The organism is Photobacterium frigidiphilum (assembly GCF_003025615.1).
Lineage (GTDB): Bacteria > Pseudomonadota > Gammaproteobacteria > Enterobacterales > Vibrionaceae > Photobacterium > Photobacterium frigidiphilum.
The window spans coordinates 1-2,269 of the sequence record NZ_PYMJ01000096.1 but is presented as its reverse complement, the minus strand read 5'-3'; the positions used below and the strand labels follow the sequence as shown (position 1 = coordinate 2,269).

At 51.6% G+C, this 2,269-nt stretch carries 3 protein-coding genes; 1 reads left to right on the top strand and 2 read right to left on the bottom strand.

Annotated elements, in window-relative coordinates; genetic code table 11:
* Together C9J12_RS29790 and C9J12_RS29785 are read right to left on the bottom strand one after the other, a co-directional pair.
* Window positions 1–1,052: molybdopterin oxidoreductase family protein (locus tag C9J12_RS29790; RefSeq protein ID WP_265416174.1), on the bottom strand; the 1,052-nt coding region annotated here is incomplete at its 3' end.
* A gap of 143 nt (window positions 1,053–1,195) precedes the next feature.
* Complete coding sequence (locus C9J12_RS29785) at window positions 1,196–2,011, bottom strand: formate/nitrite transporter family protein (protein ID WP_107247066.1); 816 nt, start codon at window positions 2,009–2,011, stop codon at window positions 1,196–1,198.
* Between the two features lie 96 nt (window positions 2,012–2,107).
* Here C9J12_RS29785 and C9J12_RS31700 point away from each other — a divergent pair.
* Window positions 2,108–2,269: cation-transporting P-type ATPase (locus C9J12_RS31700; protein ID WP_146150141.1), on the top strand; the 162-nt coding region annotated here is incomplete at its 3' end.

Sequence of the window (2,269 nt, the reverse complement as noted above, 5' to 3'; positions counted from 1 at the left end):
TCGCCCCACGCTGCCGCGAACCGCTGTTGAGTATCGGCTTCATCAGCCAACTGATAACCGGGGTACACATTTGGCAAGCAGCCCATATCACAGGCACCCTGCACGTTATTTTGCCCCCGTAACGGGTTGATACCAGTACCAGGCTTACCGATATGCCCACAAATCAGCGCCAAATCGGCCAGTGCAATCACATTGTTGGTACCGCTGACAAACTGAGTAATTCCCATACCGTACAGAATCATCGCCCTATTGGCACGACTATAGCGCTCTGCCGCCTGACGGATCAGTGGGCCATCGACCCCCGTTATCTCTGCAACCGACTCTGGGGTTATCTTCTCGACATTGCTCTTTAAAGCATAAAAACCATCACAACGATTGTCGATAAAGTCACGGTCATGCCAATCGTTGCTGATGATCTCGTGCAGCAGCGCATTAATCAGCGCAATATTGGTGCCCGGCTTGAGCTGAAGATGAATATCTGCCAACTTGGCCAAGCGTGTCACCCTCGGGTCCACCACGATTAGCGTCGCCCCTGCCAACTTAGCCTCGATGATCTGCCCGCCCAACACACTGTGGTTTTCGGTTGGATCGGCACCAAAGACCACGATAACCTCGGTGTCGAACAGATCCTTAGTACTGTTGGTCATCGCCCCAGAGCCCAACACTTGCTTTAAACCCGCGACGGTTGGGCTATGACAGATACGCGCGCAGTGATCAACATTGTTGGTTTTTAGCACTGCGCGAGCAAACTTCTGCGCCGCATAGTTATCTTCATTGGTGGCTCGGGCACTGCTGATCACGCCCACCGCTTGCGGGCCTGATTCTTCGAGAATGTCTTGAAGGAAGGTACTAATTTCTGCCAGCGCTTGATCCCAGCTAATGGGGATAAACCTATCGCGCTTGCGTTTGAGGGGGTGATGAATACGGTTATCAGGCGAGATAGCATAGACACTACTCCAGCCTTTTTCACAAAGCTTGCCCAGACTGATAGGGTGATCTTGCTCGGGCGCCACCCCACAAACGTTACCCTGCCCATCACTGGTCAAATACATACCGCAACCGACCCCACAAAACGGGCAGACGGTTTTTACAACTCTGGAGTGCATACTCGTTGCCTGACTATTAATATCTGCCTACATTATAGTCGCCACGGCCGATCCTAATGCGCCAATACGCACCGTCAGGTAGCGAAATCTCAATTTTGATTTCTGAGGTAAATAATGTGATACACCAGCCCCACCAACACGCTGCCACCGACCAGGTTGCCTAAGATGACAGGGAGTAGGTTATTGATAAAGCCCCATAAGTTGACCGAATCTGCCACTTCCACCGTCCCCGACATCTTAAGCATCATTCCGAGAGGGATAAAAAACATATTGGCGATACTGTGTTCAAACCCCGCCGCGACAAAGGCCGAGATCGGAAACACAATCGCTACCGCTTTATCTATCACACTGCGTCCCGCCAAGGCCATCCACACCGCCATACACACTAAGACATTACACAGCACGCCACGGAAAAACGCCGTCCAAAATGGCATCTCGCACTTGGCTGCGGCGATCTTGGCATATGTCAGTGCAATCGCCCCATTGTTCATCTGCGGGTGGTCAGACAGAAACACCAACAGCGCAACCCCTAATGCGCCGACTAAATTCGCCAGACAGACCACCAGCCAATTTTTCAGCAGCTCAGCCGTGGTGATTTTTCTATCGGCCCACGCCATGGCTAATAGGTTATTACCTGTAAACAACTCAGCCCCAGCCACAATCACCAATAGCAAGCCGAGAGAGAAAACCAGCCCGCCAACAACTTGTTGAGTGGCAAACCCAAGCGAAGGATCAGATTTAACCAAGGTATAATAGAGACCGCCCAAGCCAATAAAGACGCCAGCCAAAATCCCCAACATCACCATCGACAGAAGCGGCAACCGGGCTTTCGCTACCCCTATCTTGTCGACCTTTTCAGCAATTTGTTTTGGAGAGAATGCATCAAAACCGTACATATCAGCCATTAGCTATTTCCCATTTCCCATAACTTATACACACAACCTAGTTCAAAATGCCTAATAATCAATTAAACGACGATTCACGTAGCAGGGCATATCGGCATGAGCGAGTCCCCTCACCACTGGCACCACGACTCGGTGCAAGGCACGTTCGACACCGTGGATAGCAGTCCTGATGGACTAACCCTCCTCGACGCCGTGCAGCGCCTTGACCTGCACGGCCCTAACAAGCTGCCTGATTCCGCAACCCGGTCTCCATTAATG